The 25,078-nt window shown below is 50.0% G+C and carries 23 protein-coding genes; 12 read left to right on the top strand and 11 right to left on the bottom strand.

What is annotated here, in order from left to right; translation table 11 throughout:
• Positions 1–945 (bottom strand): DPP IV N-terminal domain-containing protein (locus AC4PME_RS12595; protein ID WP_491529624.1); only part of this gene is annotated, 945 nt, incomplete at its 3' end.
• Positions 946–1,005: 60 nt separating this feature from the next.
• Between AC4PME_RS12595 and AC4PME_RS12590 the strand changes: the two genes are divergently transcribed.
• The 7 genes from AC4PME_RS12590 to AC4PME_RS12560 all read left to right on the top strand — a co-directional run bounded on the left by AC4PME_RS12590 (position 1,006) and on the right by AC4PME_RS12560 (position 10,820).
• Positions 1,006–1,644, top strand: a complete 639-nt coding sequence (locus AC4PME_RS12590; RefSeq protein WP_349589370.1) for an NAD(P)H-binding protein — start codon at positions 1,006–1,008, stop codon at positions 1,642–1,644.
• Positions 1,645–1,697: 53 nt separating this feature from the next.
• The gene (locus tag AC4PME_RS12585) at positions 1,698–2,369 is read left to right on the top strand and encodes a tRNA1(Val) (adenine(37)-N6)-methyltransferase (protein WP_491046025.1); all 672 of its coding nucleotides are present in this window, start codon (positions 1,698–1,700) and stop codon (positions 2,367–2,369) included.
• A 159-nt stretch (positions 2,370–2,528) separates the two neighbouring features.
• Positions 2,529–3,008: a hypothetical protein gene (locus AC4PME_RS12580; protein WP_119502556.1), complete on the top strand. Its 480-nt coding sequence runs from the start codon at positions 2,529–2,531 to the stop codon at positions 3,006–3,008.
• Position 3,009: 1 nt separating this feature from the next.
• Positions 3,010–5,217 carry a UDP-forming cellulose synthase catalytic subunit gene (gene bcsA / locus AC4PME_RS12575; protein ID WP_491046026.1) on the top strand — a complete coding sequence of 736 codons (2,208 nt, stop codon included), beginning with the start codon at positions 3,010–3,012 and terminating at the stop codon, positions 5,215–5,217.
• A complete protein-coding gene (locus AC4PME_RS12570; RefSeq protein ID WP_491046027.1) occupies positions 5,217–7,487 on the top strand; it encodes a cellulose biosynthesis cyclic di-GMP-binding regulatory protein BcsB in 2,271 nt (756 codons plus the stop codon). Before bcsA ends, AC4PME_RS12570 begins: the two co-directional genes overlap by 1 nt.
• The gene (locus tag AC4PME_RS12565; RefSeq protein ID WP_491046028.1) at positions 7,487–8,527 is read left to right on the top strand and encodes a family 8 glycosyl hydrolase; all 1,041 of its coding nucleotides are present in this window, start codon (positions 7,487–7,489) and stop codon (positions 8,525–8,527) included. The genes AC4PME_RS12570 and AC4PME_RS12565 overlap by 1 nt, the downstream gene beginning before the upstream one ends.
• Positions 8,517–10,820, top strand: coding sequence for a cellulose synthase subunit BcsC-related outer membrane protein (locus AC4PME_RS12560; protein WP_491046029.1), 2,304 nt, complete (start codon positions 8,517–8,519; stop codon positions 10,818–10,820). The genes AC4PME_RS12565 and AC4PME_RS12560 overlap by 11 nt, the downstream gene beginning before the upstream one ends.
• On the opposite strand, the gene AC4PME_RS12555 is transcribed toward AC4PME_RS12560, so the two are convergent.
• From AC4PME_RS12555 to AC4PME_RS12535, 5 genes are all read right to left on the bottom strand, one after another.
• Positions 10,800–11,804, bottom strand: coding sequence for a choice-of-anchor A family protein (locus tag AC4PME_RS12555; protein ID WP_474867503.1), 1,005 nt, complete (start codon positions 11,802–11,804; stop codon positions 10,800–10,802). The two genes, AC4PME_RS12560 and AC4PME_RS12555, sit on opposite strands and share 21 nt — an antisense overlap.
• A gap of 185 nt (positions 11,805–11,989) precedes the next feature.
• A complete protein-coding gene (locus AC4PME_RS12550) occupies positions 11,990–12,397 on the bottom strand; it encodes an ExbD/TolR family protein (RefSeq protein ID WP_119503483.1) in 408 nt (135 codons plus the stop codon).
• Between the two features lie 141 nt (positions 12,398–12,538).
• On the bottom strand, positions 12,539–13,342 hold the full coding sequence (locus tag AC4PME_RS12545) for a CLCA_X family protein (protein ID WP_491046030.1): 804 nt from the start codon (positions 13,340–13,342) through the stop codon (positions 12,539–12,541).
• A complete protein-coding gene (gene fldB / locus AC4PME_RS12540) occupies positions 13,326–13,865 on the bottom strand; it encodes a flavodoxin FldB (RefSeq protein ID WP_119502549.1) in 540 nt (179 codons plus the stop codon). Before fldB ends, AC4PME_RS12545 begins: the two co-directional genes overlap by 17 nt.
• A 10-nt stretch (positions 13,866–13,875) precedes the next feature.
• Complete coding sequence (locus tag AC4PME_RS12535) at positions 13,876–15,741, bottom strand: metallophosphoesterase family protein (RefSeq protein ID WP_491046031.1); 1,866 nt, start codon at positions 15,739–15,741, stop codon at positions 13,876–13,878.
• A 113-nt stretch (positions 15,742–15,854) separates the two neighbouring features.
• Here AC4PME_RS12535 and AC4PME_RS12530 point away from each other — a divergent pair, with 113 nt between their 5' ends.
• A complete protein-coding gene (locus AC4PME_RS12530) occupies positions 15,855–16,982 on the top strand; it encodes a hypothetical protein (RefSeq protein WP_491226080.1) in 1,128 nt (375 codons plus the stop codon).
• Between the two features lie 73 nt (positions 16,983–17,055).
• Here AC4PME_RS12530 and dps read toward each other — a convergent pair whose 3' ends face one another.
• Both dps and msrA read right to left on the bottom strand, forming a co-directional pair.
• Entirely contained in the window at positions 17,056–17,568 is a 513-nt protein-coding gene (gene dps / locus AC4PME_RS12525) for a DNA starvation/stationary phase protection protein Dps (RefSeq protein ID WP_491046479.1), read from the bottom strand.
• Between the two features lie 265 nt (positions 17,569–17,833).
• Positions 17,834–18,370, bottom strand: coding sequence for a peptide-methionine (S)-S-oxide reductase MsrA (gene msrA, locus AC4PME_RS12520; protein ID WP_119502545.1), 537 nt, complete (start codon positions 18,368–18,370; stop codon positions 17,834–17,836).
• A 169-nt stretch (positions 18,371–18,539) separates the two neighbouring features.
• On the opposite strand from msrA, the gene AC4PME_RS12515 reads away from it, so the two are divergent.
• The 3 genes from AC4PME_RS12515 (at position 18,540) to AC4PME_RS12505 (ending at position 21,373) form a co-directional block, all read left to right on the top strand.
• A complete protein-coding gene (locus tag AC4PME_RS12515) occupies positions 18,540–18,935 on the top strand; it encodes a thiol-disulfide oxidoreductase DCC family protein (RefSeq protein ID WP_491046480.1) in 396 nt (131 codons plus the stop codon).
• Between the two features lies 1 nt (position 18,936).
• A complete protein-coding gene (locus AC4PME_RS12510) occupies positions 18,937–19,671 on the top strand; it encodes an SDR family NAD(P)-dependent oxidoreductase (RefSeq protein WP_491046481.1) in 735 nt (244 codons plus the stop codon).
• A 280-nt stretch (positions 19,672–19,951) separates the two neighbouring features.
• Complete coding sequence (locus AC4PME_RS12505; protein WP_119502542.1) at positions 19,952–21,373, top strand: sodium-dependent transporter; 1,422 nt, start codon at positions 19,952–19,954, stop codon at positions 21,371–21,373.
• A gap of 4 nt (positions 21,374–21,377) precedes the next feature.
• Here AC4PME_RS12505 and AC4PME_RS12500 read toward each other — a convergent pair whose 3' ends face one another.
• A complete protein-coding gene (locus AC4PME_RS12500) occupies positions 21,378–22,223 on the bottom strand; it encodes an NAD-dependent epimerase/dehydratase family protein (protein ID WP_491046482.1) in 846 nt (281 codons plus the stop codon).
• 48 nt (positions 22,224–22,271) lie between these two features.
• The gene (locus AC4PME_RS12495; RefSeq protein WP_491046483.1) at positions 22,272–23,072 is read right to left on the bottom strand and encodes a DUF2884 family protein; all 801 of its coding nucleotides are present in this window, start codon (positions 23,070–23,072) and stop codon (positions 22,272–22,274) included.
• A 369-nt stretch (positions 23,073–23,441) separates the two neighbouring features.
• On the opposite strand from AC4PME_RS12495, the gene AC4PME_RS12490 reads away from it, so the two are divergent.
• The gene (locus AC4PME_RS12490) at positions 23,442–23,633 is read left to right on the top strand and encodes a hypothetical protein (RefSeq protein WP_119503482.1); all 192 of its coding nucleotides are present in this window, start codon (positions 23,442–23,444) and stop codon (positions 23,631–23,633) included.
• Positions 23,634–23,726: 93 nt separating this feature from the next.
• Here the strand turns inward: AC4PME_RS12490 and AC4PME_RS12485 are convergent, their stop codons facing one another.
• Positions 23,727–25,076, bottom strand: coding sequence for a mechanosensitive ion channel family protein (locus AC4PME_RS12485; protein WP_119502539.1), 1,350 nt, complete (start codon positions 25,074–25,076; stop codon positions 23,727–23,729).
• Positions 25,077–25,078: the final 2 nt, after the last annotated feature.

Below are 25,078 nucleotides of genomic sequence, written 5' to 3'. Positions count from 1 at the left end.
ACTGCTCAGATCATAAGCACGTAACTCCAGCGCCTGCTGGGTACGGTTTTGCCATTGATAGGTGAAAACGCCGGAGGATGGCATCCAGGCACCGCGGGCCAGATAGATGTCTTTATCTTTGCCCAAATCCACCCATTGACGGGCACCGCTGCCAATTTCCTGAATTGCCAGCGTCACTTCCACATTCGGGGTGCCGGCGGCGGGATATTTCTGCTCAATCATTTTTATGCTGTCCGCATAAATTTCAGAGCGGGTAATAATGTCTACCGGCTTTTCATCTACACGGGTAAAAGCTATGTATTTTTCATCGGGTGACCACCAGTAACCGGTCATACGACCCATTTCTTCCTGTGCAACAAACTCGGCCATACCATATTTGATGTTGCCGCCACCGCCCTGGGTAATCGCGGTTTCTTTGCCACTGGCGATGTTTTTTACATAGAGGTTCTGATCACGGATGTAAGCAATGAAATTGCCTTTCGGAGACAAAGTGATATCTGTTTCAAATGCGTCCGTATCAAGCAGTTGTCTGGCGCCCGCTTTTCCCAGTTCGTGATAAAACACGTCACCACCTAAAGGAAACAGTAAGGCTTTGCCGTCGGCTGACCACTGGTAGCTGACAATACCGCTGCCGGATAAGCGCATACGTTCACGGCGGGCCTTTTCTTCGTCAGACAGTTCACCGTCGCCTTGTGCAAGGGTGGCTGAGTCGAATAACATGCGGGTTTCGCCGGACTGGATGTGGTATTCCCACAAATCCAGCTGATCATAATCTTCCTGCTTTCCGCGCAGGAAGGTGACCCGCTGTCCGTCAGGGGAGACCTGTAAATTCCGCGGGGCGTTTCCGTCCAGTGACGGTGATTCAAATATACGTTCGATGGATAGATCTTTGGCGTGAACGAGTGAACTGAGCATAAGGGCTCCGAGTAGTAACGTTTTTTTCATTATTATCTTTGGCAATCGGTAGTTATAAAAGTCTGTCGGATATTTAAAGGATGACACAAGGTGAATAGCAATAAAACCGCTTTAGTGCTGGGTGCGACAGGATTGGTGGGAAAGGCGTTGGTTCGCCAGCTATTGCTCGATCCCAGATATGACTCTATTACCATTCTGGTCCGGCGGCCTGTGCCGGCGAGCTTGTTCAGCGATCCGCTGGGTAAGCTGACACCGCTGGTTATCGATTTTGAGCAGTTACAAGATTATCAGGGCTATTTCAGTGTTAACCATGTTTATTGTTGTTTAGGTACAACTCTTAAACAGGCCGGTTCAAAGGCGGCTTTCCGTAAAGTCGATTTCGAGTATATCCACGTTGCCGCGCAGCTCACCAGGGCGCAGCGCGCCGACAGTTTTGTGTGGATATCCTCAGTGGGAGCAGACGCGAAAAGCAGCAACTTTTACCTGCGCGTAAAAGGAGAACTGGAAGATGCGTTAATGCGGATGCCCCAACTACCAAACGCATCCGCGGTCAGACCTTCATTACTGCTGGGTGAGCGAAATGAAAGCCGTCCGCTGGAAGCTTTCGGGCAGATGATAGCACCTGCTCTGGGTGTGTTCATGGCCGGGCCACTGAAGAAATACCGGCCCGTGTCTGCCACGGAAGTGGCCCATAAAATGATTACTCTGCAGGAGTTTGACAGCCAGTAATGGGAAGGGGATTTCGCTGTAAGCAGTTCGGGGTGGTCCAGGATAAATGCGCCATGAAAGTAAATACTGACAGTATGTTGCTGGGAAGCTGGGCGCAGCCCGGCAATGCAAAGCGGGTGCTGGATATTGGTACGGGCAGCGGCATACTTGCTCTGATGATGGCGCAAAAGGCCAGTTCTGCTGCACAAATAACTGCGGTGGATATTGACGGGCTGGCGGCGGCACAGGCTGCACAGAATTTTGCCGCATCCCCCTGGTCAACTCAGTTACAGGCATTAACCGGTGACATCACTTCCCTTACATTGTCCGGCCGTTTTGATGTGATTATAACGAATCCGCCTTATTTTGAATCAGTGTCCGGGGACTCGCGGGCATACACAACGCTGACCACAGAGCGGGCAACCGCCAGAATTGACGACAGTTTGTCGCCCGCTACACTTTTTGATGTTGTTTCCCGTCAATTGACTGACGACGGCATCTTCTACTGCGTATATCCGGCCTCCCGGGAAACATTGATTACTGAAACTGCAGAAAAGGCCGGACTGTACGCCAGTCAAAGGCTGTACGTCAGTGCGGTGGTGGATAAACAGCCTTATCTGATCGCCTGGCGTTTTAAACGGCAAAGAAATTGCTTAGATAGTAAGCAACTGGCAATTCGGGACGGTAACGGAGAGTACACGTCAGAATTTCGCCGCTTATGTCGTGAATTCTACTTAAAATTTTAGCGCATCATTGAATCCATTTTTCTGGTGTTATAACTTCATATAAGTATCAGCCATAAGTTGAATTTATCCTGCCAGGGCACGGCTTTAAACTATGATCTAAGAAATCAGCACGTTTTCCGGTTATCCGGAAAGGCGCTACATTTCCGGGAGCCTTGTGTAATGTCGTTTGATAATTTTCCGCTGCAGGTCAGTGAAGGCGAAGCTTTTAGCAGTGAGTCTGAGAGTTTCTCCGGCACAGAACACTTCGGTGATAACACGGTTTATCAACTGGAGAACTTGTGGCAGAACCGTTTACGGCAGTTCTGTGCAGCAGAGAAAGCCCTGCAACGGGCAAAACGTATGATGGCAATCTGGCTGGTCGTCATGGTGATCAGCTTTTGTATGCTGTGTTTTTCACTGTTTATCTCGCCCGTATCAACGGTATGGCTGTTTACGCTGGAGTTTATTGCTTTCTTCAGTGGTTGTGTGGTGCAGCCGGTATGCTATCTGCTGGTTAAAGAGCAACGTCGTCACAGAGATGCTTTATCAAAACGTTTTTACCAGAGTAATCATGAAGTTGAAGTCACTGACAGTCACCTTGTACTGATTAACCGCGGGAATTATTCAGCAGTTACCCGCGTTCCCATTTTGGAGCGCTGATTTGTTTTCAAATTCTGTTTCCGGTTCCCGTTCCGGGGGGCTGGTGATTGTTTTTATTGCCGGTTTAAGCCTGCTGGGTTTGCTGTTACTGGTGCCTATGGATGCCTGGTCTCAGTTACTGGTTTCCGTCGTACTCCTTATTGCCGTGCATCTCTGTTCCCAGGAGTCACGGGCCTATCACAAGTATCAGCAGTTTTTTCGCATGGTGGCTATTTTCCTCGGCCTGGCGCTTACTGTCCGGTACCTGATCTGGCGCGGGCTGTATACCCTCACCGCAACAGACGTTTTGTCGCTGGTGGCTGTATGGTTGCTTTATCTGGCTGAAATTTACGCCGGCATTACCCATGTAATGGGATGTATTGTGAATTCGTTGCCATTGAGCCGTCCTCTCAAAACCATCCGCAATATTCCTGAAGAAAAGTTACCCACCGTTGATGTGCTTATTCCCACTTACAATGAGCCTGCGGAACTGTTAGAAGTGACCCTGCGCGCGGCGCTGATGTTGAAGTATCCGCAGGAAAAACTGGCTGTGCATCTGCTTGACGATGGCAGTACAGAGCAGAAAATCACGCAGCAGGATGTCGCGGCGGCAAACCGCGCCGGGGCACGCAAAGCTGAACTGTCGGCCATGTGTGAACGGCTTGGCGTACATTATCATGCCCGCAAACTGAATCATCATGCTAAAGCCGGGAACATCAACGATGCTCTGCTGGAAACCAATGGTGAACTCATCGTTGTGCTGGATGCTGACCATGTGCCGACCATGGATTTTCTTGATCATACCGTGCCCTGGCTGGTGGAAAACGAAAAAGTTTTTCTGGTACAAACACCGCACTTTATGGCGAACCCGGACCCGGTGGAGCGGAACTATTTCTCTGCATTCAGCAGAATGCCTTCAGAAAACGACATGTTTTACGGCACCATTCAGCGGGGGCTGGATTTCTGGTCAGCCTCCTTCTTCTGCGGCTCTGCGGCGGTACTCCGGCGTAGTCACCTTGAAATGGTCGGAGGGTTGTCCGGAGAGTCGATCACAGAGGATGCTGAGACCGCTTTCGATTTGCACGCCATGGGTTACGAGTCCGTTTATGTAGACCGCCCGATGGTCAGCGGTCTGGCGCCGGAAACTTTCGACGCTTTTGTGACGCAGCGTATGCGCTGGGCGCAGGGTATGACACAGATCCTGTTGCTGAAAAAGCCGTTTATGGAAAAGAAGCTGAGCTGGCATCAGCGTATGGGCTATATGAGTTCAATTCTGTTCTGGCTGTTTCCCTTCGCACGTATTATTTTTCTTTTAATGCCGCTGGCCTATCTGGTTTTCGGCATGCAGGTTTATCACGCCTCCATGACTGAGATCATGGCTTACACCATGCCCCACGTCATTGCGACTTACATGCTTTCCACCATGTTGTTCGGTAAAACCCGGTGGCCGCTGGTATCAGAGCTTTACGAGATCCTGCAGTGCATTTTTACTCTCAGGGCGCTTACCAAAGTGTTCAGGAATCCCCGTGCGCCGTCGTTTGTAGTGACTCCGAAAGGGGAGAACCTGACTCAAACCTTTATTTCACCTCTTTCCGGTGTATTTTATGCATTGCTGTTGCTTGTAGGCATTGCCATGGTAGCCGGTGTGATGAAAATGGTGAATGAACCCCTTACCCGTGAACTCACCGCAGTGGTATTGGGTTGGAACGCATTTAATCTGTTGTTGCTTGTCAGTGTAATGGGTGTGCTGGTAGAGCGTAAGCAAGTGCGGGAACAGGCCCGGTTGCCGGCCAATGATTACATCAGCCTTATCGGCTCTGATGGGAATGCCTGGACCGGTCACCTGATTGATTTGTCTCTGGGGGGCGCAAAGCTCAGGCTGAGCGGCGACACTGCCGGATTGCCGGAGAAAGTGACGCTGATCACAGACAGAGAAGGTGACTTAGGCAAGGTCCGCCTGCCGTGTCAGGTGCTGTCTGTATCTCCTGACAATAAATTTGTACGATTTCAGTTTGTTCAGGACGAAGGTAATATTGACCAGATCGTCCGTTTTGTTCTGGGCGACAGCCGGCGCTGGCAGAGTTTCCAGCGTCGCAGAACCCGCCCGGTGTCCTACTGGTTCGGTGTTAAACATGTACTGAGGGTAAGTGTCAGACCGGCATTTCAGCATTTGTATCTGAACAGCCGCCGCTACTGGCAAAAGATGCGCACAGCTAAAGGAAGCACATAATGAAAAAAATGGTTTTCGTCCTGTTATTTGGCCTGGGTCTGCTAAGTCAGGCAATAGCAGCAGAAACCCACAAAGTGCGACTGTCTGATTTGTATGCAGGTGACAGTACATTGAGAATGGAAGGGGCAGTGGCGGAATTTGAATTATCTGTGCCATTGTCCGGTGGTCTGAAGGTGGAGAAAGCCACACTGGACATGCGGGCGGTGAATTCTATCGCTCTCATCCGGCAGCGTTCGGTTCTGGCGGTCCGGTTTAACAATGCCACCATCAGTCAGATTGCGCTGGATCCTAATGCGCCGAATTTCCGTCCTGAAATTGATATTCCTGCTGAGCTCTGGCGTGAAGGATTCAATACCCTGACGTTTGCTGTGAGTCAGCATTATGCCAATCAGTGTGTTGATAACGCCGCGCCGGAATTGTGGAGTGAAATCGATTTATACCGTTCGGTGCTCTCTGTAGAAACTTCGGTAGTTAATGGCCCGGCCGTGTTGGCTGATTTAAAGAACCGGTTTAATCCGGGTATCGGCCGGCAACAGGGCGTCACATTGTTTACTGCCTCCGGAGCTGAACAATCTACTCTCACCACTGCATTGCCATTGGTTGCACAGGCGCTGGCGCTACGTGCAGATTACCAGAATCTGGCAATCCGCCATGGCGTGCTGGACAATACCCGTGCGCTGCCGGCCAGAGATGATCTGACCCCGTGGAGTGATGAACAGGCGGAACGCTATCGCATCAGCAGTTTTTATCTTGATAACAGGTCGAAGGAAGCCTTACATGTGGTAGTGGGAACGGCGTCTTCTTTGCGTCCGTTTTTATCTGAGCAAACCTTCAACCAAATCGGAGATGCATATTTAGGTATCGAGTCCACACCAGCCATTGTAGTGGATGACAAGGTGCTGGTGCCGGCGCGGAAGCGCCTGATTGTGTCCGGTACAAATGAGGGGCAGGTGCAGCGTGCTGCAACCACACTGGCTCTGATGGATGATGCACTGAATCCGGATCCCTTTATTCTTATTGACGGCTTCCAGACTGCCAGCAATCAGGTACCGCTGGTGGCCGACACCCTGACGCCCGGGGAAAGCTATTCGTTTCAGGATATGGGCGACGGTGGTGCGGAATACCGCGGAGAAACTGCCACCACCAAGCGAGTTGAATTCAATTTACCGGCGGATTTCTATGTGCCTGAAAATGCCACGGTAACCTTGTTGCTGGATTTTGCCTACGGCGCTGAGTTTGGTCAGGGTTCAATGATGAATGTGCTGATAAACGGCAAACTGGTGCATGGATTGCCGTTATCAAATCCCAATGGTGATTCCTTCCGCAAGTATCAGTTAAATGTGCCTGCAAGGCACCTGAAAGGAGGCCGCAACCGTCTCGATTTCGACGTGGCGATGCGTGCACCTATTACGGATGTGGTGTGTGATGATGTGGCAGGGCGTCATCTTTACTTCCAGTTGTTACCTGACAGCCGAATAGAGCTGCCGGAAGCGGGACATGTGGCGAGGCAGCCTGATCTGCGATTGTTTGGGGAAACCGCTTACCCCATGGCATCTGTTGTGCGCAAGTCTGCTGATATTTACGTGACCCGGCCGGACATGACCGGTGGTGCACTGACACTGGCCGGTAAACTGGCGCAGACAGCGGGCACGCTGCTTCCCGATATTCACGTTATTGAAGGCGTGCCCGGCACGACTACTGATACTGCATTTTTGATGACCACACCGGACTCTGTACCGCAGGGGTATGCCACTGCGTTCGGCGCGTCGCTGGAGAGTGCCAAAAAGTGGCCCTACCGCCTGCAAAACATGCTGCACAACCGTCTGCGGGAAGCGGCAGAAGACAAACAGCATAAAAATCTGATTATGCATGGTGTGACGGTGCAGCAAAGCGGGCTGGGCGATCTGGCAGTCCTGATTGCTCAAAAGAATCCGCAGAGTGACGGTACCGGCACAATATTTATGATGGCCGCTGATACACCCTCACAACTCAATGACCGTGTGCAGGATCTGATTTCACCGTCCATCTGGGGGCAACTGGGGGGAGACTTCTTTGCCTGGGAAAACCCTGAGCAGCCGGCGCTGGTGATGCAGGTTGCCGATGTTTACGTGGTCGGAGAATTTGAAGATAGCTGGCTGCAAACCCGCATGTGGCTGTCGAACCATCCCTGGTACTGGCTAATTGCATTTATTGTGCTGGTCCTGTTCTGTTCATTCATTGCTTACTGGTTGTTACGCCGCCGGAATAACAAGATGCAGGACCAATGGTGATGAGACGGTTTGGCTTTGTTTTACTTTCTGTGGCGGTGCTGATGACTGCTTGCTCTCCTGCCCGCAAAAGTGAGTTCGCCCTCGCCTGGGACACCTACGCGGCCAGATTTTACGACCAGGGTCGTATTATCGACACCGGTAACAATAATGTGTCCCACAGTGAAGGGCAGGGGTACGGTATGTTGTTCGCTGTAGCGGCTGACGACAAGGCACGGTTTGACGAATTATGGCAGTGGACAGCAACTACCTTACAGCGGGCCGATAAACTGTTCAGCTGGCGGTATACGCCGTGTCCTCAACAGGACAGAACCTGTGTGGATGATCCCAATAACGCCTCGGACGGGGATTTACTTATCGCCTGGGCGTTAATTAAAGCGGCAGATAAATGGCAGGAACCGGTGTACCGTAAATCAGCCATGGCGATTCTGGAGGCTGTAAGGGCCACTATGGTCGTGGCTAAACACCCGTACGTTCTGTTGCTGCCGGGGGAAAATGGTTTTATTTACCCCAACGGCGATGTGCAGGTGAATTTATCCTACTGGGTATTTCCGGCGCTTAATGCTGCCGCTGATGCTACCGGCGATGAAACCTGGGACGATCTGGCCGTATCCGGCATTTCACTGATACAGCAGAGTAATAACCAGTGGTCATTAACCCCGGACTGGTTAAGAGTGACAGACGACGGCATCAGTCTTGATGATGTAGTAAACCCTGAGTTCGGGTTCAATGCCTGCCGCATTCCGTTGCAACTTGGCTGGCAAAATATCGATAAGCAGGTAGCGAAACCTTTTCTGGATTACTGGGCAGATCCCGCTGCTTCGGCAACCAAAAACTTACTTACCGGTGCGGTGGCAGAATATCCCCTGACACCGGGCATGAAAGCGGCAAGTGCCGCGACTGCACAGCTTTATGATGAGCCTGTGAAGGGGGATAACGCCGCCGGTGTATTTACCCTTAACGATGAGCTTGATTACTATTCAGCAAGTCTCATTATGCTTAGCCGTCTGGCAATTCAAGAAGGAAACCGGCATGGCAGTTAAGCGGTTGTCACTTTTAACCGTAGCAGTACTGACGACTCTGGGCCTGAATGCGCCCCTTCAAGCGGCTGAAGCGCCGGATCTGACCGGCGTGTGGTATCACATTAAACATAAGCAAGTGGCGCTGGCGAACGCTGAATATCAGCGTTTACAAAACCGTTATCCTGACTGGCAGCCGGAAGAGTCTCTTAAGCAGGCTATCAGCTTGCTGAATAAACCGGTAAAGCCGGTGGTCCCTGTCGAAAGGAAAAAAGAGACCGTTAAAGAAGACCCCGATGCGGCATTTATGGGCCGGCTGGCAGCGATGAAAGAAAAGCAGTGGCAGAGGCTTTCTGTCGTTGCAGTATCCCGTGCTGCAACCATCGCTAACAGGAAACGCAATGACGCGGACTTGTTACTGACCGGTTGGATTTACATGGCCAGGCAGCAATATAACGAAGCCATGACTCTGTTCTCTCTGGTCAGTGAAGGCAGTGCCGGACAGAAAAAAGATGCCATTGGTGCGGCTGTGGATGCACTCAGCTTTCAGGCCATGGCCGCAGACGATCTTAACGGGTTGCAAGCGCTTTATGATGCATGGCCGCAGCAAGTTCCCGCACTGATTAACGGTGCTGCCTGGCAGGCTTTTGATGCCGGTGAGTTTACCCGCTCGGGATCTTTATTCAGGATAACCGGTAACCGTTACGGTGAGGTATTGAGCCTGGACGGGCAGGGACACAATGAAGACGCACTTGCACTGGCTTGTACTACTCCTGCCACGACTGAATTAACAACCTGGTGCCGTGACGGATTGTCTTCACAGCAAACAGCTGCATGGGAAGCGAGAGATTATGCAGCCAGCATCCGTGCCGCAGAATCCCTTAAAGAGCGTAATCTTCTCAGCCGTGACCAGGCAATGCTGTACGGCTGGGCACTGGATGAAAGCGGTAATAAAGCGGCCGCTTCGAAGGTGTTTCTGTCTGTGCTGGCAGACTCCCCGGCTGACGAAGAGGTTCAGTCTGCCGTTATTCACAGTTTTGATTACAATGCTGAAGCGCTGATGCCGCTGTCAGCAAAGTATCCCTTTATTGCCACGTTTATCAGCAGTCAGGAAGGCGGACAGGCATTCGGGAGAAAACAGTTTGACCTGGCTGACCGTTACAAAGCAAATCCGGCAAAAGAGTCCACCGCCGGCGATTTGCAGGTTTATGCCGGCTTATCAGCCCGTCACCGTAGCGGCGAAAGGGGGCTCGGGCACCTTGATGAGCATGCCGGTTATACCGGCTTCACTGATGTCTTTAAAGATACCCGTGTCGATGTCAGCGTGCGTCACGAACAGGTGTTCAGCGGGACACCGGATGCCGGTAGCTGGTTTGGTACAGGCTTGTCTGATGCTGACTTTGCCGGTGAGGCAAAGCAGGCCGGGCAGGGCATCGATGTTTCTTTAACCCGTCAGGAACAGGACTGGACCTGGTGCGGTCAGGCAGGGTACTTGCTGCTTGATCAACCTGTCTCTACCCGTCTGACCGGTGCCTTAGGGGCTACCTGGTATCAGGCTGATTTCTTAGTATCAGGTCTGGCGTACAGAGAACGCAGAAAAGACAGTGTTCTCAGTCAAACCGGCACCTGGTTTGATACCTCATCACGTGACAGTAGCGTAGCGTGGGGCGGTGTTATGCAAACAGGTCTGCGTGGACTCGGTGTAGTGGCCCTGAACGATGTGTGGTCAGCATCTTTGTCAGCAGAAACCGCCATGCTTGACGGAGAGCAGGTGAAAGATAACTCCATGCACAGCCTGCGGGTTGAAGTTAGCAGAGAATTATCCGGCGATAAGAAAGACTGGCTGGACTATTTCCGCGTGGCACCGTATCTCGGCTGGCAGCAGTATGATCACGATTTAAGCGGTTTTACGGCCGGACATGGCGGCTATTTCAGTCCGCAGGGATTCTTCAGTACCGGGGTCAGCACTGACCTTCTGAGCGCTGAAGGTAAATTGTGGCAGTTGAGAGGCCGTTTCAGTCTTGGCTGGTCTTCTATCAAACAGGATGGCGGGCCGCGCTTTCCGTTAACTGACGATTCAGTCACGGTGTTACCGTCAACCAATGTGTCAGGCGTCAACGGAGAGTTGCTGATTGAAGGTCAGTATCTGTTTGGTAATCACTGGTCGCTGGCGGGTTATGTCAGCCGCTCACATGCTGTGGCGTATCAGGCAACGTATGCTGGAATTGAGCTTCGCTGGTATGCCGCCGCGCGAAAGGGCGTAACCAGCGAAACACTGATAGGGTCGTCTGTGGAATTAAAAGGCTTTGCTTTTTAATAAATACTGACGGAGACCAAATGCCATCAGGATGACGAAAAACAACGCGCCACCAGGCTCGCTGACTGTAAAGTTACCGAACTGGTAGTTATTGATCTGGCCTGTCAGCGTGCCCACAGGCGATGTCAGGCTTTTCACAATAAAATTGCCATCAATATGCCCGTCATAGAACACCGTGTCTGCCAGCGGAGCCAGAATACTGCCTTTAAAACCAATGGCGTTCAGGGTCAGTGACGTGGCATCAACAAAGTTAAATAACACGTTATTCGCGTATGTGCCGTCGTGACGGTAAACCCCCGGCTGATTATCTGCAATCTTATTGCCGTCTGCGCCATAAAAACCGGTATTAAACAGAGATACATCTGTACCTGTCACATTGATAATGTTGTAGCTGTCTGTATCAACGTTCAGGTAGATGCTTTTGTTCGCGGCAGACAGGGTCGAGGCATCGATAGAGAACACGTTAAAGTCGCTGTTACCATCAAAGCTGATACTCCACACGTCTGTGCCGTTACCGGTTACCGTGGTGGTAGCATTGTCTGACAAAGCGCCCCACAACGAAGACGTGGTCAGCAGATCCTGATTGATACTGGTGAAATCAAAGGAGCTGTCATTATAAAAACTGTGTGTATTATTCGTTGCATTAACGCCATACAGGCCAACAGAACTGTCGATATCAATGGTGCCACCGGCAACAGCGTCACCATTGTAAATACGGGCATCCCGCATGGTGACGTTGCCGCCCACTGTAAGGGTGTTTTGTTGACCATTTTCCGGCAGTTCGAGACCAATACCATAGTGCTGCAGGTTTAAGTCGCCACCTACAGCCAGCGTACCCTCTACATCAGACTGAGTGCCTGTCATGTTTTCCATGATGTACGCGTTGAAATCAAAAGCTTCATTCAGATACACAGGCGCGGCACTGGCCAGCTGGCTGCCGAATAACAATCCGATGAAAAGATGTTTTAAACGTAAATGACGCATAAACGCTCCGCTAGGCTTGCCCGAATGCTTCCCTTTTATGATTTCAGGCATGAATAAAGATAACGTAAAGATTGTATGTTAATTGGCCGGTCAACACCAGCAAAGGAAGGTATGTTGAACAATACTGATGCAAAAAACGCGGCATAAGCCGCGTTTTTAATTTGATAGAAAAGAAATACTGATGATCAGGATTCTTTCACCAGAACAGATACTTTTTCGATACCTGCAATTTTAACCTGGTTCATTACTTCAACAACGATACCGTGTTCAGTATTTTCTTCTGCCTGAATCGCTGCAGAGTCCGTGTTGTTTTCTGCAAGGAACGTTTGCGCGTTCGCAACAACACGACGGATATCAACTTCACGGCCACCCATTGTAATCACGCCATTCGCGTCAATACGGATAGACAATGATTTAGAAGGCTTGTTGTTGTTTGCCTGGCTGTCATCAGGACGGTTTACGTCCAGACCTTTCTCTTTCACGAAAGAGGTGGTAACAATGAAGAAGATCAACATGATGAACACGATGTCCAACATGGGGGTCATGTCAATCTGAGCCTCGTCATCGGCACTGGTATGCTTTTTTCTTTTCATCTCGTAGTCATTCTTCTCTTTAAGTTCGAGCACCCTAGTATACTGTTTGTTATCAAAACTGGTAGCATTTTGTAATAAACAGACACCATTCTTAACACTTGTTGCTGGCTTTTTAGCCAAAATCACCGGTGAGTTATATTATTACGATGATTTTTTAGTCAGGGCCTTACCCAACTGGTAAAAATACAACATTAATGCATCATTAAGCTGTTTACGCAAATTACCATGAGGATAAATACCAAGTCTAGCCTCAGCAGACTTTTTTGTTCCCTGCACAAGAAACGCATTCTTCACGGGATGATCCTGGATACAAGCTTCGAATGCCCGCGCCGCCATCTCTTGTGGCATAGCATAGTAATACATTTTTAACGCGCGATCAGCCTCTATTGATCGCAAAAGATAATCATTCGTTGCTTTTTGATCGTTCAGGAACATAACCTGAAAACACTCGCAGAGCTTATCATTCAAGGGGTGAGCACGCATTGGCGCACTGTCCAGCCAGGCTTTAGAAGCAAATGATCCCGGCGGCAGATCGCTAAAAACACGGGATGCAATGTAGTGATCGAAGGCATGAAACCATTCGTGCGCAAGTGCGCCGCCACCGGCGTTCTTTGCCAGAGCCAGTTGTCGCTTAGCACTGTTGTAGTGGGCGCTGGCGTGTTTCTGGCCGCCACTGCCAAACGCCAGCGATAATGTGCCGTTCAGCGAGATCACCTGTTCGTTTATTTGTAATATTTCGATCAGATCGTACAGGGCATCGAAGAACAAATTGGCGGCAAGCTGCTGTTCTTCAGCCGTGACCCATTTACCAATGGTAATTGCAGAGAAATTAAATAACTTGCGGATGTCATTAAAGCTGACGTCCGCACCGTCGCGGTGGGATAGACCGTTGCGGTAGAACTCGCGGTGGAGTCTGCCTGAAGAGGCGTTAGCCGGCGAGTTCATCTAACAGCTGAAGGCACCAGGTGTTGATGCGCTCATCGGTTTGATCAAATTGATTTTCATCGTCGAGGCTAAGGCCGACGAATTGTGACTTATCTTCCGTCAGTCCCTTTGATTCGGCAAACTCATAGCCCTGATTGGGCCAGAAACCGATAAAGCGGCAACCTGACGGCTCAAGGGCTTCGTGCAGCATGCCCAGCGCATCCTGGAACCAGTCGGCATAGCCGAACTGATCACCCAGTCCGAACAGGGCAACAGTTTTACCGGCAAGGTTCAGCTTGTGCACGTCTTCCCAGCTGGACTCCCAGTCTTCCTGCAGTTCACCAAAGTCCCAGGTGGAGATGCCGAATATAAGAATGTCGAAAGCTTCTGCCTGTTGCAGCGCAGTATCTTTGATATTAAAAACGCTGACGACCTGCGCATCAAAAATACTGTTCAGCTGAGCCTGAATTTTTTCGGCTGCCATTTCGGTATAACAGGTGGTGGAACCATAAAACAAACCGATGGACAGGGCTTCATCGCTCATTCTTTTACCTCTATTCTTCTTTCCGGGGCGGGAATTCTACCGTATCCCCGTTACTGCACAACGCTTTGCAAATTACAGTGGTGTCATTCTTGTGTAAAACAAGCTGGCCGATTGCTGAGCGGTTCAACAAGGTTTTACCGTCGATGCCACCGGGAGAGCGCGATCTCACCGACATATTCCGGCGCCGTGTAAACACGTTCAGCGGCGATTTATGACCATAAAACCACCGGTTTAATCTTTCCAGCCAGCGCAATAGTCCTTCAGGAAACGCATTTTTAATACCGCTGCAGGTAAACTGGGTGATATGGGGGCTGTTCCGGCGGAACCGCAGACGCACATCATACACGAAAGAGTAGTGCACATCGCCGGACAAAATAATAAATTCCGGCGGCGTTTTATAATGGCGGAAAATATTCAGAATGACGTTTGCCGTGCCACGGTGGGCCATCCAGTTTTCCGCATCTACGGTGAGTGCTTTGCCAAAAAATGTAAATACTTTCTGGATAGCTTCAATCATCTTTACGCCGTAAATGGGGGCGGCAGACACCACAATCACCGCCTCCTTTCCAATTAATGCCTGCTGGAATTCGCAAAGTGCTTCCCAGTCCATCAAACCGGATGGCTTATTCAGACTGGATTCTGAACGCCACCGGCGGGTTCGGGTATCCATCACATACACCGGCGGTGACGTCTCCAGGGTGTAGTGCCATTCTTCGAAATCCAGCAGCGTATCAATGAAAGCATCATGTTCATTCAGGCCGTTGGGAGTGAAAACGCCGGCGGCAGTTTCCAGAATGTCTGTAAACTTATCCGGCTGGTTACCCCAGCCCTGGCAAAGCCAGTAACCCATCAGTGCGTTGCCCACCATTCGTTTTGACAGGGGATGACCATACACTTCCTGCTCCCATCCACGGGTCAGATTCCAGTCATCGGTCACGTCGTGATCATCGAATATCATATAGACCGGCAGATGTGCCAGGGAACGGCGTACTTCCGGCAAGGTGCCTGCGAAAGCCTGAATAACTGTCAGTTCCTGATTAAACTGAGCTTTGTAGGGTTCAGGGATGTCACTGTCTGAAAATTTGATGTCGCGCCACATCGCCGGCGACCACACCAGGATATACATGGCCATGATTTCTGAAAATGAAATCAAATGGTTTTTTGCATTTACTGAAGTAAACACCGGTTTTTTCTTGGCGCCGAAAAAGAGCTTCGACAGTGCCGTGTTCATGGCTATTTTTGGGAGGATTTCGTCCCGCTGATAGTAATTCAGTGAGTGAGAGGCCAGTGCATCACTGTGGTCCACCACTGCGCCTTCAAGGGGCTCACCGAAAAGCCCCAGCGCAGTAATGACTTGTTGTATCGCCTGAAGCATTGGACCGGCGACATCGTCGCTGTATACCTGATCCCCGGTCAGCAGCAGCATGTCCGGCCGGCAGACACCGCCATTGAATTCCTCTTCAATTAATCCGTGAACACGGGTAAGGGCATCTTTTTCATCATGATGTGGTTTCCGGCAGGAGCCGTGTAATACGTTTGTCAGTGCCGGTTGCCAGTAAAAAGACAGGGCTGATTGCCCTTCAAACAGCACTGTTTGCTTTTCATTATCCCACTGACTTTGCTGGTCCTGCGATGCAAACCGCAGTTCGTATTCGTTTAAACTGCCGGCGGTGAGCGGTGAAGCCAGGTTGGCTTCCAGTAAAGTCACGAAGGCCCGTTCACCGGCCTGTACAGTATGCTGAGCGCATTCTGTCTGCTGCTGATTACATATCAGTTGTGCATCAACCCGTTCACTGGTAACAAGCCAAAGTGTGAAGCCCTGTGAGTGGGTGTGCCTGAGAACCGGCCCCGCCACTACCAGTGGTAAAGATGACATGACGATGTAAAGCTCCTGTGTTTTGATGAGATTCGCGGGTGAGTTTCTTACAGTGATATACTCATAAACGTTTTAAATTATTTCGCAATTCTTCAACGGGTTAAAGGAAAAGAATGAAACAAATTATTGGCCTGGCCGGTGTGGCGGTATTTGCACTGGGTGCATGCAGCGAAGCGCCGGAGCAAGTTGAAGTCACCACGGCTACTAAAGTCACCTCGATGGAGGCTAAGGGCACGTGGATAAAAGATGAAAGCGGGAATGTAATGGCCGATCCGCAAACATCTGCCCTTACCGTGTGGGAAGGAAAACTGGTGTCCTTGTCTGATGCCAGTGCCGGCGCAGATATGCAGCGCCGGTTGCATTTTATTGACCCTCAAACTGCAACGGTAACCAGTGATGAAGAAAAAATGCGTATTGGCACCACTGTCAGACGCAGTTGTTTTTCAGGTTATCTTGCAGATGCGCCTGATCTTGAGGCGCTGGTCGCTGACCCCGCTCAGCCCGGCGTTTTCTATACTGTAACCGAAGATGCCACCCGCACCGGCGCATTGTCGGTACGATGCCAGCAGCGTTATCAGAATACCGGTTCGACAGATTATCCGTCATTGCTGGTGCGGCTTGAGCGCCATGAGTTCGGCACCACAATGACAGGCGTCAGGCCGCTGCAATTCCCGCTGTCTCTGAAAGTGGGGGACTACCCCAACGATGGCATTGAGGGACTGGCGATGAGCGCAGATAACACTCTGTATCTCGGACTGGAAAAAGACGCAGCGGGACAGCCCCGTATCTTTTCATTAACCCTGAATGACGACTTCTGGGATACCACAGATTTTGTGCCGGTGGAGGATCCCGGACTCGCTGTACCTGTTTTTGACAGCGGAAATCATCCACTGAATGGTCTGGCATGGTATGCCGGGGAAGGTGAACAGGGTTACTTGCTGGCTTCTGCGCGTAATGATAATGAATTGTGGGTGATCAGTACTGATCCTGAAAAAGAAACAAAACGCATCCCGTTACATTTCACCGCACCGGCATCAGGTGATAACTGCGGTACGGAAGAGCGGATGGACAATGCATCCATAGAAGGTTTAACGGTTCTGGATGACACACTTTATCTGGTAAACGATCCCTGGAAGGAAAACTATCTGAAGAACATTCAGTGTGACAGTAACAAAGCCCGTTATGAAGCGATGGCACCTTTGCTGTTTTCGTTACCGTTAGATCCGGCATGGTTTAATTGAGCGACAAATAAAAAAGCAGTGCCGCGTCCTGCGGCACTGCCCTGATTAATAAGTCCAACGGGTTAAAAGTTGATTAACTTTTGAGTTCACCACTGGCAGATTCAATGTGCGCTCTTACGAACCACTGGAACTGTTCCAGATCAGCCAGCTGGCCGGTGATCATATCTTCTGATACAGGATCCAGCTCTTCCAGTTCTTCAATGGCGTTACGGTGGTCGCCATTCACGCCGTTGTACACGGCATCCAGCGCTACCAGGTGATCAGTGACCAGTGCTTTGCCAATTTTGTAGTCTTCCCATGAACGACCATCAACAATCGCTTTAGGCGTACCGTGAGGTACTCCGCCAAGGGTAGCAATCCGTTCTGCAATGGTATCTGTCATGTCGCGCACGGCATCTACCTGCGGATCCAGCATTTCGTGTACACCGATAAAATTCGGGCCAACCACGTTCCAGTGAATATGCTTCAGCGTAAGCTGTAAGTCCAGCAGTGCCACCAGACGTTGTTCAAGCACAGCAACAGCTTTTTTCGCAGCGTCTTTTTTCATACCCGGTGCAGTAAATGCAGCAACATTACTCTTACTCATGATTTCTCCTGCTTTAGTCGTTTACGGCTGCAGACTCTCTGAGCGGGCAGCCTCTAAGTTAGTGATTTAACAGCTGCAAACCACGTACCGGCTGTAACATTTTTCTCTTTTCGCCTTTTAGAAAGCGGGCTGCAGAGGATTTTTAACGGATCGTGACAGAGGCAAAACGGCAGGCGGGTAAGAAAAACATGCAGACATCTGTAAATTGTGCAAAAAAAAGCAGCCCTGAAGGCTGCCTGATAAATGAATGTGCCGGGATGCAGAGTTAACGTAACCTGGCAGCAAACGTCTTTTTAAACTTAGCCAGCTTTGGTGCCACTACCATGGCGCAGTATTGATTCTGCGGATTATTTTTAAAGTAGTTCTGATGGTAGTCTTCTGCCGGATAGTAATTATTAACTTCCGTTACCTCAGTGACGACGGGGTCAGGCCAGATCTGATCGTCATTAATTTCCTGAATAATTTTCTGTGCCTCATCCCGCTGGCTTTCGGAATGATAAAAGATTGCGCTGCGATACTGCGGGCCTGTGTCATTCCCCTGACGGTCAACCTGCGTGGGATTATGCAAAGCAAAGAAAATTTCGAGGATTTCACGGTAAGAAATGCTGGCCGGATCAAATTCAACCCGCACGACTTCAGCATGCCCGGTATCTTTTTTACAGACGGCCTCATAGGAAGGATTTTCAACGTGTCCGCCGGCATATCCGGAAATAGCGCTTATTACGCCTTCCACACTGTTGAATGCCGATTCAATACACCAGAAGCATCCTCCGCCGAGTGTCGCAGTTTCTGTCGTTGCCATTATTAAAGCTCCTGTTATCAGATTTCCTGTAATGTGGTTACGTTAGTCGCTGACTTCAACCTCAAGTTACGCTTTTTTAATCTCTGAATGATGTGCAACCGCGTACTATTATACAGGTAAAGTGGTACATCGGGCCGGCGGTGATTCAGGCCCGGTAAACGGAGAAATCATGAAAATTTTTTATGACAGTTACTGCCCCTTATGTTGTGCTGAAATGTCTCATATCAAAAAGCGTGATCAGCATGACAGGATCCAACTGGTAGATATTCAGGATCCTGCCTTCAGTGAGCATTATCCAAGGCTGGACAAAGCACAACTGGATGCCAGAATTCACGTAGAACTGGATAACGGTGAAATGGTTACCGGACTGGACGCTACCCACGCAGCCTGGCAGGCTGTGGGACGGGGCTGGCTTTACGCGCCTCTTCGCTGGCCGGTGATCCGCATTGTTGCTGACATGGCCTACAACCTTTTTGCCAGAAACCGTTATACCATTTCCTATCTGCTCACCGGCCGTCGCCGTACCTGTGATGATGGACAGTGCGGTTACAGGACGGACAAATAATATGGCGCATACTCACCTCATTATTGGCGCCGGCGGTGCTATCGGGCGGGCAGTGACAGAAGCACTGGCCGCCAGGGAGCCTCAAAGTCGTGTCTTTGCCGTCGCAAGGCAGCACCAGCAGAGTTTTGAAGCCGACAACGTGACAGCAATCACGCTGGAATCTGCAAATGAAGAAGCAGTAAACCAATGGACGGCTGAACAGAAAGCAAGTGGCATCGTATTTTCGACAGTCATTTGTACCGCCGGGGTCCTGCATGGCGACGCAGGCGGCACGGCGGTGAGTCCTGAAAAGAAAATCGAAGACATCAGTGCGGACAAACTGCTGGCATACTTTTCGGTGAATACTGTGGTACCGGCAATCTGGCTGAAAGCACTGGTGAATGTGCTGGATAAAGAGAGAAGTACCATTGCATGCTTAAGCGCCCGGGTGGGCAGTATCAGTGATAACAGGCTGGGCGGCTGGTATGGCTACCGGGCCTCAAAGGCGGCACTGAATATGATGCTGAAAACCGCCGCTGCAGAATTTTCCCGCCGAAGTAAGAATACGGTACTTATCAGCTATCATCCGGGCACAGTGGACAGTGCGTTGTCAGAGCCATTTCAGGGCAACGTACCTGAGGGAAAACTCTTTACGCCTGCCTTTACTGCTTCACAGTTGCTTGATTTCATTGATAAAGCGACGCCGGAAAATAATCCGCATTTCATCGACTGGGCGCACAAACCCGTTCCCTGGTAAGAGATCACTACACTGAGCCGGGCCGGAACAGGCCATTCCAGCGCTCAAATACGGGACATTCGGCAGGGACGCTGATACTATTCGCCCTTATATCCGCGTGAAAATGACAACGATATAACTGCCCAGGCACAGCTAAAAGTGCAGGCAGTGTGGGGAAGGTGACAGCCGGAATGACTTAGAGTAATCCGGTTGACACACGTGTGAACGACAATAATCTTCGTTGGAAGAATATAAAATCATCACCACCCGATTATAACAATAAGTGAAGAGGAAAGATGATATGAGCGGGGCGAGAGAACAGTTCGGATCGCGCATCGGATTCATTTTAGCCGCAGCCGGGTCTGCGGTTGGTATCGGTAACCTGGTCGGGTTTCCGGTGGGCGCTGCAAAAAATGGCGGTGGCGCTTTCTTGCTGATGTACGCCATTTTCGTTGTGGCTATCTGTTTGCCGGTAATGCTGGCAGAAATGTCAGTGGGCCGTCATGCCAGAAAAGACCCCTTAGGTGCATACCGGGATTTGAGTAATAACGCCACGCACTGGAAGCTGGCCGGCTGGTTATCGATTATTACGCCGTTTATGATTGCCGTGTTTTATCTGGTGATCACGGTGTGGATATTCGGCTATCTGTACGAAATCATCACCGGTGATTTAGATATTCTGGCTAACCCGGATACCTTCGGCACCTTTATAAACAGCGAAAAAATCTTTGTTTACATGGCCGGTGTTGTGGCAGTGGTTTATCTGATTTTGCAAGGTGGTGTCAAAGAAGGTATCGAGAAAGCGGCCAAGCTGCTGATGCCAACATTGTTTATCATGCTGCTGTTGCTGGTGGGCTTCGTACTTATGCAGGACAACGCCATGAAAGGCGTAGAGTTCTACCTGGTGCCAGATTTTTCTAAAATCAATGCATCGGTGATTAACGGAGCGCTGTCTCAGGCATTCTTCTCCCTGTCACTGGGTATGGGGATCATGATCACCTACGGCAGCTATATCGATAAGCGTGCTGATGTGCCCGGGTCTGCCAAGCTGGTGGCCCTGACTGATACGGCAGTGGCGTTTACGGCAGGCCTGATGATTTTGCCGGCGATTTTCTCATTCGATCCGAATACCAATCCGGACGAACTCAGCGAATCGTCAATCGGTATGATTTTCACGTTCTTGCCTAAGATATTCCTCGCTTTGCAGGACTCCATTGGCTACGTTGGCGCCAGCATTGTGGCAGCGATTTTCTTCCTGCAGGTGTTTTTTGCGGCTATCACCTCACTGGTATCGATTTTTGAAGTACCTGTGGCGGCGTTGATGGACGAGAAAGACATGGGGCGGAAGCCTGCACTGTTTGTACTGGGTGTACTGATGGTTGTACTCGCGGTGCTGTGTGCACTGTCGTTCGGTTACAATGCGTTTCTGACAGAGTTCGTCAGCTATGCCGGCGCGAAGAAATCGTTCTTTGACGTGGTGTATGACGTGTTTTACGACACCATTCTGCCGCTGAACGGCTTCTTAATTTGTATCTTCGTTATCTATCGCTGGAAGAAACATAACTTCAATAAGGCGCTGGATGAAGGCGCAGAGAACTACAAAGGCAGCTTCTTCGAGAAGTATGTTGATGTGTCAGTAGGCACTTTCATTCCGGTCATCCTGTTGCTGGTATTTATCAATACCGTGGCTGTGAAGTACTTCGGTCACAGCCTGTTCGGCTAACGGTTCAAAGCATATCAAAGGGGCTGGCGTATTCCGGCGTCAGTCCCAGAGCTTCCCAGCAGTCCTTGCTGAAGATTTTCTTCCCGTCTGCAGCATTATTATGTTCAGCACTGAATTGCGGTGCAGGCAATGCCAGAGCCTCTGCTGCCCAACAGTAGTAGTCATCCCTGCGGGGATGCACCAGACTGCAGAGTTGCATCAACGGGGGAAACGCTGAAGTACTGTCATCTTCCTTCAGAATACAAATCAGGGCTTTAACCACATCAGACACATGCACCAGATTTACCGCCTGCTCGCCTTTGTCCAGCGTTTTACCGGCCAGGAATTTTGCCGGATGACGGGAACCACCCACCAGACCGGCCAGACGGACCACATGTATACGGGGATCCTGCCCGGCCAGTAAGAACCTTTCGATATCACAATGTACTTTGCCTGAATCTGTAGCCGGCGCTACAGGGGAGTTGACTGTCAGCTCTCCTTCAGCATTCCCGAACACGGAAGTGGTGCTGATAAAAATAAGCTTCTTTGCCCCTGCGTCCAGGAAGTCTGTCGCCAGAGCCGTCATGGCGCGGGTAAAGTCATCACCTACCGCTTTTTTTCGTCCCGGTGGAATATTTAGTATTACTGCGTTGTCAGCACTCTGTTTTATCAGTGATGTGGGATCATCACCCAGCGCGAACAACACCGGGGTCACGCCTTTTTCGCGCAGCGCGTCAGCCTTTTCCTGTGAACGGGTTGTACCGGTAATGGTTGCTTCAGGCAATGCATCAACCTGGCACTGACCCAGCCAGCCACAGCCACACAGTGTGAGGTTAAGGGAGTGAATTGAGTTTGCAGATATATCAGACATAAAAAAGCCGGAAAACAAGTTTCCGGCAGTGTAGCACGATACGTTTTTTTACATCTTTAAATCAGAATCACTGTTGATGGTCAGCACATTCAGGTTTTCCAGGCCCGGAATATGTTTCTGCATTTGAAGCTCGGCGTAATCGGCTTTTTTCAACACCTCACACAGGGCGTCAGCGCGTTTTTCGATAGCCGCAGATTTTGCCTCAATACGCTGTTCGAAATCTTCTTCCCAGTTTTCCATGTGTTGTTCAAAGTTATCAAAGTCTTCGTCACCGCTTAGCATGGCCTTGCCGATAGCAATCAGCAGGCGACCGGTGGAATTGGCAATGATGTTTTCTACCTGGTCTTCAAATTTGTTTTCCCAGCGTTCTGAAATCCAGCCATCTTCTTCGAAATCCTCACTGTTCATACGAATTTCACCGTCAGCATCATAAAAATGGCTGTCCATTTCAGTACGCAAACCGGCAAACATTTCATTTAAATCCGTCACGATGCCGTTGTCCTCTCCCAGCAGTTCACCGAAGGCTTCATTGATGGAGTTGCCGGCAAGTTCCAGTGCGTCGTAGGTAATTTCCAGTGTCATTGGAATTGCCGTTTCAATGTTGTGGTAATAGTCATTCACCCATTGTTGTTGCTCGCTGCTCAGAGACACTGAGCGGTTGTTCACTGTCATCTGGCCTGAACCATTAATTACCACATGCTCGTCGTTAGCTGTAAAGAGCGTCAGTACGCCTTTTTGCCAGTTAACATCGCCCTGCAGGTTCATATCGCAGTGCTCCGAATTCATGCCTGCGAAGGCGGGTGAAGCACAGAGGGCAGCGGTCATTGTCAGGGCAGCTAAAGTTTTCATGTCTCTTCCTTTTTAAAATCTGTCGGTTGCGGCAGCTTGTCCGGCTGGTCGTGTTCCGGTAAACAGCCTGAATTATTCAGTAACGCTTGTGCTGATATAGCAACCCTGAGGCCAACTTTGAAAATTGTTATTTATCAATGATTTATTTATATTCTAAATAGAGTGAGATCGCATTTATACTCTGCGGATTAGTGTAAATTCCGATAAAGTGGCGCAATTGACCAGGATCAAACAGACCTTACGCAGAGTGATGATTAATTACGCATTTTCAGGATTTTGTTGCATAATACAAGCAGACTGAAAACCTGATCTTTGTCCTCTGTACGACAGGCAGGTTAAAAAATGAAAAGAACAGTGAAGGGTAATGTGATGAGTGAGTGGATAAGTGCTGTTGGTTTTGGCGCCGGCCTGATTGCTTTTGTACTGGGTATGTCCAGTATTATCATGGGATTCATGAGTGCTAAAGCCGGGGCGGAAGGTATGCAGGAGAAAATTGAATATGGTTTCTTCGGCGTGTCGGGCCTGGTAGTTTGCGTACTGATGGCATACGCCCTTTCCTGATGTTTCCGGCAGATTTACTCTGCGCCGGAAAATCCTTTCAGATATTCCCATTGATTAAGGCTTGCCGGTGACGGCAAGCCTTAACTGTCTCTGCTATTGCGGACGGTCTCCCGCTGAACTTTCTTCTCCGTCCGCGTTATCCTTTGATTCCCTTTTGCCTTCATACACGGCTTCCGGGGCATCGTCATAGTGACTGGCCAGCATTAAATGGCTGTCCCGCTGGTAAGCCCGTAAATCGAACATGGGCAGCATTGCCATGATATGATCGAAGATATCTGCCTGTACTTTCTCATAGGCAACCCACTCTTTCTTCGCACTGAAGCAGTAAACTTCCAGTGGTAACCCCAACTCGTTAGGGGGCATTTGTCTTACCATCAGAGTCAGTGACTGATTAATATTGGGGTGTTTCTGTAAATAGGCTTCCAGATATGCGCGGAAAGTGCCTATGTTGGTAAGTCGGCGGCTGTTCAGCAGGTCCGACTCATCAATGGAATAGTCTTTGTGGTACGCCTGCAGTTCTTTTACTTTCTTATCGATATACTCTGAGATGTAGCGGATCTTACTGAAGCGGGCCATCATCTTGCTGTCGCAAAGTTTGATGGAATGAATATCGATGTAAACCGAGCGCTTGATCCTGCGACCTCCTGACTCCTGCATACCCCGCCAGTTCTTGACCGCTTCTGTTGTCAGTGAATAGCTGGGCAGCGTAGAAATGGTCTTGTCCCAGTTCTGCACTTTCACGTTTGTCAGGCCGATTTCCAGTATTTCCCCGTCCACCTCAAATTTGGTGATTTGGATCCAGTCTCCAGTGTTAAACATCCGGTTCGCTGCAATCTGAATACCTGCCACAAAGCCTAAAATGGTGTCACGGAAAATGAGTAACAGTACCGCGGCCAGTGCAGTCAGGCCTGACATGATCAGCAGCGGGTTCTTGTCGACAATCAGTGAAACACACAGCAACAATACGATGACTGAGAAGAAGAGTTTGGCGACCTGAATGAAGCCGGTTATTGATGCCCGTTTGGCCAGATAAGATGCGTTATACACATCCTGAATCGTGTTCAGCAAGGCAAATAAGCCGATAAGCGCTGTAATCATCATGTACAGCATGGAGGTTTTTATCATGAACCCGTGTAACAGGTTTTCTTCATTGATAAGTACCGGCGTCAGCAGAAAAATCACAATGGCCGGAACAAGGTGCGTTAACCGCCGGAAGAATCCGTGATTCAGTAATGCGTCGTCCCAGCTGTTTTTACTGCGTTTCACCAACATGGCGATCTGCACTTTCAGCAGTATACGACTGACAATATAAAACACCGCTGCGACCAGCAGAATGCCGGAGATCGCAAGTGTGTTGTATAAAAGGGTATCTGTGGTGAGGTCCGGAAATATGTCTTTTACAGTGTGTACAAAGGTGTCTCTGATTGAAGATGCAATCTGCACGT

The organism is Alteromonas sp. (genome assembly GCF_984505615.1).
This window is presented reverse-complemented; position numbering and strand designations above follow the sequence as displayed.